Source organism: Amycolatopsis circi (genome assembly GCF_003385235.1).
GTDB classification, from domain to species: Bacteria; Actinomycetota; Actinomycetes; order Mycobacteriales; family Pseudonocardiaceae; genus Amycolatopsis; species Amycolatopsis circi.
In genome coordinates, this window is the sequence record NZ_PQIA01000226.1 from 1 (window position 1) to 7,467 (window position 7,467).

The following is a 7,467-nucleotide window of genomic DNA, read 5'->3' on the forward strand; positions in this document are numbered from 1 at the left end:
CGGTGCGGGGGGGCCGCCGCCGTAATCGCGCAGGACCCAGGTGTCGTCGGCGGCGACGGCTCCTCCGGCGGCGAACGGGACGCCGTCGCGGCGGTCGCGGCCGCGACCGGTCCAGCGCTGCCATTCGGACCGGAAAGCCGGGTCCTCGGTCTGGAGCCGGTGGCTTTCGCGGATCAGCTCCTTGAGCCCGGCGAGCTGGTCCTCGTCGAGCCGCGGCAGCCAGGCGTGTTCGACCTCGGCCGCGTGCCGCAGGGCCCCCAGCGTGCCGCCGGGAACCGGTTTTGCGGTGAACGGCGTGCGGTTGGTGTGCCGCAGCGGGATGGCCTCGGCCAGCGAAGCGAGCTTGCGGTCGGTCTCGGCGACGGCCCGCGGGCGGACAAGGGCGAGCAGGCCGGGGTCGCCGCGGCGGGGGAAGTAGCTGGTGGCCGGGTGGACGCCGGTCGCGTGGATCGCGGTGCGCAGGTTGAACAGCGCCGCGCCGCAGGAGAGCAGCAGCTCGCGCCGGTCGGGGTCGGCGACGGGCAGCGTGCGGTCGGCGTCCGCGCGCACCTCGATGCCTGCCGGTCCGACGCTGAACAGCCAGGGCTGAGTGTTGTGCGCGGACGGCGCCAGGGTCGCGCAGCGCAGCACCGATACCACCTGTTCGGCGCTGAGCCGGCCGGACGGCGCCATCTGAAGGGTCATTCTTTTCCCCCGGGCCACGAAACGCGGGACACTGTGTCGTGCGTAGTCGTTCGCTTCAGCATGCGTCCGCCGGACGGGCGGCGCACAGGGGCGAAAGTCATCTGCCCCGGGGACACCGAACGTCGAAAGCGGGTCTGATGCCGGAAACCGGAGAGGGTGCCCGGAAGCTGTCCGGAACTCTGTCGCAGCTGCGGCTGCGGGAGACGCTGCGCGATCTCCAGGAGCGGATCGAGCTGCTCATCGGCACCCGGGACAAAATGGACGGCTTGCTCGAAGCGGTGCTGGCAGTCGCGTCAGGACTCGAACTGGACGCGACGCTCCGCCGGATCGTGCAGGCCGCGGTCGAACTGGGCGAGGCCCGCTACGGCGCGCTGGGCGTGCTCGGCGACGACGGCGCGCTGGCCGAGTTCGTGTACCTGGGCATCGACGCCGGGACACGGGAGCGGATCGGGCGCCTTCCCGAGGGCCACGGGCTGCTCGGGCTCGTGATCGACGACGCGAAACCGTTGCGGCTGAAGAAGATTTCGGCGCACCCCGCGTCGGTCGGCTTCCCGGAGAACCATCCGCCGATGCACTCGTTCCTCGGCGTTCCGGTGCGGGTGCGCGACGAGGTGTTCGGCAATCTGTACCTCACCGAGAAAAACGACGGGGCGGAATTCACCGACGACGACGAGGTGATCGTGCAGACGCTGGCCGCCGCGGCCGGGATCGCGATCGAGAACGCGCACCTCTACGAGCAGACCCGGTTGCGGCAGCGCTGGCTCGGCGCGACGAGCGAGGTGACCACGGAACTGCTCGGCGGCACGGCCCCGGCGGACGCGCTGGAGCTGATCGCGGGCCGCGCGCTGGAACTGACCGGTTCGGACGTCACGATGCTCGCGCTGCCGGGCACGGGACGGCTCGACACCGACGAGGAGTGGGAAGCCGATCCCGCCGAGCTGACGGTCACCGTGTGCGCGGGCGGCGCCGCCGATCTGTCCGGGCTGCGGATGCCCGTCGCCGGAACGATCCCGGGCGCGGTGTTCCGGGACCGGACCCCGCGCCGGATGGCCGAGCTGGCGCTGCTGCCCGGCCGCGGCCGAGGTCCGGCGCTGGTGGTGCCGCTGCGCGCGGGCGACCACACCTCCGGCGTGCTGATCGCGTTGCGGGACCCGGGATCCGCCCTGTTCGAGACGGCGCAGCTGCCGGTGCTGGCGTCGTTCGCGGACCAGGCCGCGCTGGCGTTGCGGCTCGCGGCGCAGCAGCGGGCGGCGCGGGAGCGGGACGTGCTGTCCGATCGCGACCGGATCGCCAGGGACCTGCACGACCACGTCATCCAGCGGCTGTTCGCGGTCGGGCTCGCGATGCAGAGCACGCGGCGCCGGGCGAAAACGCCCGAGGTGGCGCGGCGGCTGCAGGAGAGCATCGATCAGATGCACGAGATCGTGGGCGAGATCCGCACCGCGATCTTCGATCTGCACGGCCGAGCCGCGGGCGGGGCCCGGCTGCGGCACCGGCTGCACGACGCGATCGCGGAACTCACCGACGACGCGCCGCTGCACCCGGCGGTCAGCATGGCGGGCCCGCTCGACGCCGTGCCCGCCCAGCTGGCCGAGCACGTGGAAGCGGTCGTCCGGGAGGCGGTGAGCAACGCGGTCCGGCACGCGGACGCGTCGGCGCTGTCGGTTTCCGTCGCGGTCCGGGACGAGGCGGTGCGGATTTCGGTGACCGACGACGGGAAGGGACTGCCGGAGGACGTTTCGCCCAGCGGGCTGGGAAATCTCCGCGAACGGGCGGAATCCGCGGGAGGCGAGTTCACGCTCGGAGCGCGTCCGGGCGGCGGTCTGCGGCTCGACTGGTCGGCACCGCTGAGCTGAGCCGGTTCAGCTCGGCGTCGACGTCGACGACGACCGCCTCCAGCAGTTCCTGGGAGAGGTCGCACAAGGCGCGCCCGGCGGCGAGATAGCCCGCCACATGGGCGAGCCCGCGTCCTTCGGCCGAGCTGTGCGCGAGGCCGACGCCGGAGAATTCGTCCCCGTCGGCGGTGCGCAGCACTGCTTGGGCGCGGGTGTAGTGCACGGTCCGGTCGAACGCGATCGCGAGGGTCCACTGGTGCGGTGTCTCGGTCATGTCAGCTCCGTTCCGGGTTCACCGTCGCAGGGGTGTGCCGGGAGAGGAAGGGCCGGAAGTCCTCTGTGCGACTGGGTTTTCCGCCGGGCCCGGTGCGGGCGGCGCCGGCGGCTCGCTCGCGTCTGTCCGCACAGCACGGCAAGCGGCCGTTGCCTGCACAGTCCACTGTGGACTGATGTCGGGCAGCGCCGACCGACGTTCCGGCGCCCGCCCGGGGTAAGGTGGGAAAGCTGCCGGACGCTGCCCCGCGGAACCCGGCTGGTTCCGCACTCGGGAAGGCGGTGAACGGGAAGTGACGGGAGTCGACGATTTCGCCGAGGCCGTGCCGGACTTGTTCTCGGAGCTGCTGGCCGCGCTGCGCGAGGGCCGCGACGCCACCGTTCCGCTGGCACAGGTGTGCCGGGCGGTGGTGGAGCGGATGCCGGTCGACGGCGCCGCCGTCGCGCTCATGGTCGACGGCACGCACCGCACGCTCGTGCACGCCAGCGATCCGGTGATCGAGCATCTGGACGCGGTGCAGTTCAGCCTGGGCGAGGGCCCGTCTTTCGAGGCGTTCGAGACCGGCAGGCCGGTGCTGGTGCCGGATCTGGCCCAGCGCCTTCCCGTGTCGTGGCCGGTCTTCGCCACGGAGGCCGGGATCGCCGGGATGTGCGGTATTTTCGCGTTCCCGCTGCGGCAGGGGGCCGCGATGCTCGGCGCGGTCGACACCTACCGGCGGGTCCCCGGGTGGCTGTCGGACGAGGAGCTGGCGACTGTCCTGCGCGGGACGGACGTCGTGTCCAGCGCGTTGCTGGCCGTGGCGACGGCGGGCGGCACCGGGGAAGAAGGCGACGACGTGGTCGGCGGGCTGGTCCGGGGACGGGCCGCGGTGCATCAGGCGACCGGGATCGTGATCGCGGAGTTCGGGATTCCCGCGGACCAGGCACTTGCCTGGCTGCGGGCTTACGCGTATTCCGAAGGAAGGCTGCTCGACGAGGTCGCGCGCGACCTCGTCGACCGGCGATTGCATCCGCGGGAGATCCAGGCGTGAAACCGGGCAGACCGCTGGATTCCAAGCGAGGCGCGCGTGCCACACGCCGCCGGGGAGAGAGGCACCCATGAGCGACGGCTTCGCCGGCACGGTCACGTCATCCAGCGAAAACGAGCTGTTGCGCGCGTTCGTGGACATGGCCGACACGCTGGTCGACGAATACGATGTGGCGGACTTGCTGCACCGGCTCGCGAAATATTGCGTCACGTTGCTCGGCTCCTCTTCGGCCGGGCTGCTGCTGGCGGATCAGCGCGGCGGGCTGGAGGTGGCCGCGTCGTCGCACGAAAGCAGCCGGATGCTGGAGCTGCTGCAGCTGCAGACCGAGCAGGGGCCCTGCCTCGACGCCTACCACAGCGGCGAGCCGGTGCGGGTCGACGACCTGGCCGCGGCGGCTTCCCGGTGGCCGTTGTTCGCACCGGAGGCGGTCCGGGCGGGATTCCGCTCCGTGCAAGCGCTGCCCTTGCGGTTGCGCAAGCAGGTGATCGGCACCCTGAATCTTTTCGGCCACGGCACGAGCCCGCTGCCGGCGTCCGCGCTGAGCGTGGCCCGGGCGCTGGCGGACATCGCCACGATCGGGATCCTGCAGGAGCGGGCCATCCGACGGGGAGAGCTGCTGACCGAGCAGTTGCAGCACGCGCTGAACAGCCGGGTCGTCATCGAACAGGCGAAGGGCGTGCTGGCGCACGCCGGCGGGATCGAGATGGAGGTGGCGTTCGACCGGCTGCGCGCCTACAGCCGCCGGCGCAACGCCCGGCTGAGCGAGGTGGCCGAATCGGTCGCGCGCGGCGAGATCCGGCCGGAGCAGGTTCTCGACGACAAGGGCAAGGCCTGAGCCGCGGAGCGAATTGTCACTCGCCGTGGACGGGGTTCCACCCGGAATGACGGTAACGACCCCGTTCGGTGCACCGGCGCCGGACGGCGACGTGCGCGAACAGCCCGATCGCCGTCTTGGCAAGGCCGGTCGTGGCCGGTTACTCTGGGTGCCCCGGATCGGGTACTCGATGAAGCTCCCGCCCGGGGAAACGTGCAGATGCCGCGTGCCCCGGCCCCTGGCTTTCTGACATCTGCGACATGGAACCCGTACCGAGCGTCCGGAGCGTCTGATGTCGCTTACGTCCCCCAAGGTGGACTTCCGCACCCCGCGTCGCAAATCGTGCGAACGCTGCGGCGAGCAGATCCCGCCCGGGAAACTGCAGACCGCGCTCGTCCTCGACTCTTCGCGCGTCGATCCCGCCGATTTCGCCCGGTACGGCCAGCGGCTGGTCCACGCCTGCGGCGACGACCACATGGCCCAGCTGGTGGAGCAGGCCCGCCGCGACTGGGTCGACGAGCAGTGGTGGTTCGGCCTGTTGTGCCAGGCGAGCCGGTCCGCGGAGCGGGAGTCGCTGTCCGAACTCGCCCGCCGGGCCCGTCTGTCGGCCGGACAGCTCGACGCGGCGCTGGAATGGAACGCCCGCACCGCGGATCCGCTGGACTGTCTGCCGGGCGGGCAACCCTGCTGACGGCGGCCCGTTCCGCGCGTTGACCGGCTTCGGCGTCCGCGCGGGTTTGTTCCGCTGTGCGAGCATTCCGGCGAGTGCCGCGACCAGGGCGGCCAACTGCGCCGCGGCGTCCCCGGCGGATTCCGTGCCCGGCGCCGGCTCCGGGCAGCCGCGTTCCGCGAGCGGACCCGAAACAGGCGCGCCGCTTCGGCCGCGGAATCGGGATCCCTGACAAAGACCATTCTGCCCGGGAATTTGACAGCTCCCGCGCGACCGAACGGAGGTTGTGCCTTTTCCCGCCGCACCCAGACTGGAGTGCGGCGGGAACGGGCGGTCCGTTCCGTTCTCGTGGCGGTGGCCGGGGAAACGGCCATCGGTGAGGTCGAGCCCAGTCCGGCAGAACGCCTGTTCGGTGCGTGGATGCCGCTCGTCGTGTCCCGCGTCCGCCGCTGCGCTCTCCCGGCGAGGCAGGAGCGAAGGAGGACGGATGAGACTTGACGGGAAGGCAGGCGTCGCGCTGGCCGCGGTCGCGCTGGCGGCGTCGTCGCTGGCCGGTTCGGCGTCCGTGGCAGGCGGCCGGGCCGAGGCCGCGCCGCCGCCGGCGTGCTCGCCCAACACGACGGTGCCGACCGACGACGGCCCGGTGTGCGGGATCGCCGGCCCGGATGTCCGGTCGTGGGAAGGAATCCGGTTCGGCGCGCCGCCGGTCGGCGATTTGCGCTGGGCTCCGCCGCAGCGGCCGGCGAAGTGGACCAAGCCGTTCGCGGCGACCGCGCCGGGCAACGCGTGTCCGCAGCTGTCCGGTCTCGGCCCGGGATCGGAGACGGAGGACTGCCTGAACCTGAACGTGCGCGTGCCCGCCAATCCCGGGCACGGGAAGCTTCCGGTCATGGTGCAGCTGCACGGCGGCGGATTCCTGGTGCTGCAGGCACAGAACGCGAGCCGGCTGGTGACCGCGGGGCGCGTGATCAGCGTCGAGGTCAATTACCGGCTGGGGATTTTCGGTTTCCTGGCGCACGAGGCGTTCGGCGAGCATGCGGGCGACTACGGGCTGCAGGACCAGCAGGCCGCGTTGCGCTGGGTGCAGCGCAACATCGCGAAGTTCGGCGGCGATCCGCGTAACGTCACGATCTACGGCGCTTCCGCGGGCGGGTCGAGCGTCTGCGACCACACCGCCTCGCCGACCGCGGCGGGCTTGTTCCAGCGCGGCATCAGCCAGAACGGCGAGTACAATTCGTTGCTGGGCAACGACATCCAGTGGCAGGCGCAGGACTGCAAGGCGGATCTGCCGGACGAGGAGCAGGCTCAACAGGCCGGGGCGCGGTTCGCGAAAGCCTTGGGCTGCCAGGACAATGCCGGTGCGTGCCTGCGCAAGGCGCCGGTGGCGACCCTGCTGAAGCAAGCGGGCAACGGGATGAAGCCGGACAGCGGCACCATCGCGCCGATCGTGAACGGGACGACGCTGCCGCTGTCGCCAGGGGAGGCGTTCGCCAAGGGCCGGGTCAACAAGGTGTCGCTGATGCACGGCGTGGCCCGCGACGAGGTCCAGCTGCCGTCCGCCTCGACCCCCGAGGACTACCGCACAATGGTGGCGCAGCAGTACGGCGAGCACGCCAAGGAAGTCAGCGAAAGCTACCCGCTGAAGCGCTTCCCGAACCCGGCCCCGTTCCTCGCCTTCCGGACCATCGTGGCCGACTCCAATTCGGTCTGCCCCGCAGTGCTGAACGACGAGCGGCTTTCGCGGCACATCCCGGTTTTCGCCTACGAAATGGACGACACCGACGTGCCGCCCGCGTTTTTCCTGGACCCCACCAAACCGAACGGCGCGTACCACGTCTCCGAGGGAATGCTGATGACGCCGCCGCCAGGAGTTAAGCTAACCCCCAACCAACAGGTGCTCTCCGATCAGCTAGCAGCGCAGTGGACCGGCTTCGCCCGCACCGGCAACCCCACTGTCGACGGCACCCCCCGCTGGGACCCCTTCACCGAAAACAACCCGGTCGTAATGTCCCTCAACGCAGCAGGCGACAGCCAACAAACCACAGAGATCCCGCGCCAACACCACTGCAACGGCCTCTGGAACCCCCTGTCCCCCTTCACCCAACACCATTAACAACCAACACCAGCCGGACTTCCACTAGCCCTGACCACTCACCCCCCACC

General features: G+C 71.2%; 7 protein-coding genes. 5 read left to right on the forward strand and 2 right to left on the reverse strand.

From position 1 onward, the window contains the following. A partial coding sequence (locus D0D37_RS44680; protein WP_116206626.1) for an Acg family FMN-binding oxidoreductase occupies positions 1-684 on the reverse strand: 684 nt, incomplete at its 3' end. Between the two features lie 137 nt (positions 685-821). On the opposite strand from D0D37_RS44680, the gene D0D37_RS44685 reads away from it, so the two are divergent. Beyond that, positions 822-2,540 carry a GAF domain-containing sensor histidine kinase gene (locus D0D37_RS44685; RefSeq protein WP_116206620.1) on the forward strand — a complete coding sequence of 573 codons (1,719 nt, stop codon included), beginning with the start codon at positions 822-824 and terminating at the stop codon, positions 2,538-2,540. Here D0D37_RS44685 and D0D37_RS44690 read toward each other — a convergent pair. After that, a complete protein-coding gene (locus tag D0D37_RS44690; RefSeq protein WP_116206621.1) occupies positions 2,479-2,793 on the reverse strand; it encodes a dsRBD fold-containing protein in 315 nt (104 codons plus the stop codon). The genes D0D37_RS44685 and D0D37_RS44690 overlap by 62 nt on opposite strands. 292 nt (positions 2,794-3,085) lie before the next feature. Between D0D37_RS44690 and D0D37_RS44695 the strand changes: the two genes are divergently transcribed. The 4 genes from D0D37_RS44695 to D0D37_RS44710 all read left to right on the forward strand — a co-directional run bounded on the left by D0D37_RS44695 (position 3,086) and on the right by D0D37_RS44710 (position 7,417). Next, entirely contained in the window at positions 3,086-3,823 is a 738-nt protein-coding gene (locus D0D37_RS44695; RefSeq protein ID WP_116206622.1) for a GAF and ANTAR domain-containing protein, read from the forward strand. Positions 3,824-3,890: 67 nt separating this feature from the next. Beyond that, positions 3,891-4,655 carry a GAF and ANTAR domain-containing protein gene (locus D0D37_RS44700; protein WP_116206623.1) on the forward strand — a complete coding sequence of 255 codons (765 nt, stop codon included), beginning with the start codon at positions 3,891-3,893 and terminating at the stop codon, positions 4,653-4,655. A 271-nt stretch (positions 4,656-4,926) separates the two neighbouring features. Further along, a complete protein-coding gene (locus D0D37_RS44705; protein ID WP_116206624.1) occupies positions 4,927-5,325 on the forward strand; it encodes a hypothetical protein in 399 nt (132 codons plus the stop codon). A 466-nt stretch (positions 5,326-5,791) separates the two neighbouring features. Next, positions 5,792-7,417 (forward strand): carboxylesterase/lipase family protein, encoded by a 1,626-nt coding sequence (locus tag D0D37_RS44710; RefSeq protein ID WP_116206625.1) that lies wholly within the window; start codon positions 5,792-5,794, stop codon positions 7,415-7,417. Positions 7,418-7,467: the final 50 nt, after the last annotated feature.

What these genes read in the sequence shown, in the direction of transcription:
- D0D37_RS44685 (WP_116206620.1), top strand. Translation starts at nt 822, where the DNA reads ATGCCGGAAACCGGAGAGGGTGCCCGGAAGCTGTCCGGAACTCTGTCG.
- D0D37_RS44690 (WP_116206621.1), bottom strand. Translation starts at nt 2,793, where the DNA reads ATGACCGAGACACCGCACCAGTGGACCCTCGCGATCGCGTTCGACCGG.
- D0D37_RS44700 (WP_116206623.1), top strand. Translation starts at nt 3,891, where the DNA reads ATGAGCGACGGCTTCGCCGGCACGGTCACGTCATCCAGCGAAAACGAG.
- D0D37_RS44705 (WP_116206624.1), top strand. Translation starts at nt 4,927, where the DNA reads ATGTCGCTTACGTCCCCCAAGGTGGACTTCCGCACCCCGCGTCGCAAA.
- D0D37_RS44710 (WP_116206625.1), top strand. Translation starts at nt 5,792, where the DNA reads ATGAGACTTGACGGGAAGGCAGGCGTCGCGCTGGCCGCGGTCGCGCTG.